At 59.3% G+C, this 519-nt stretch carries 1 protein-coding gene; it reads left to right on the forward strand.

What is annotated here, in order from left to right; all coding sequences use genetic code 11:
* A partial coding sequence (locus H0A72_RS21965) for a transaldolase family protein (RefSeq protein ID WP_281494276.1) occupies positions 1–519 on the forward strand: 519 nt, incomplete at both ends.

The following is a 519-nucleotide window of genomic DNA, read 5'->3' on the forward strand; positions in this document are numbered from 1 at the left end:
CGCTGATTCTGAAGGCGGCACAACAAGAAGAAAATCGTCACTTGCTGGAAAAAGTCGTCAGCGACCACACCAACGCGTCAGCCAGCGAGCTGGTCGACCATCTGCTCGTTGCTTTCGGCCGTGAAATCCTGACTATCATCCCGGGGCGGGTATCCACTGAAGTCGATGCGCGCCTGTCCTTTGACACCCAGGCCAGCATCGAACGTGCCCGCCAGCTTATCGAGCTGTACCAGGCCAGCGGCATAGACCGCGAACGCGTGCTGATCAAGCTGGCTTCAACCTGGGAAGGCATACAGGCCGCCAAGGTGCTGCAAGCAGAAGGCATACGCTGCAACATGACGCTGCTGTTCTGCCTGCCGCAGGCGCTGGCTTGCGCCCAGGCTAAAGTGCAGCTGATATCCCCCTTTGTAGGTCGTATCTACGACTGGCACAAAAAGAGCGCTGGCACGCAATGGGACGAAGCCGCAAGCGCGGGCGCCACCGACCCGGGCGTGCAGTCGGTAAAGCGTATTTACGACT

This window comes from Parapusillimonas granuli (assembly GCF_013416525.1).
In the GTDB taxonomy this organism is placed as follows: Bacteria; Pseudomonadota; Gammaproteobacteria; order Burkholderiales; family Burkholderiaceae_B; genus Parapusillimonas; species Parapusillimonas granuli.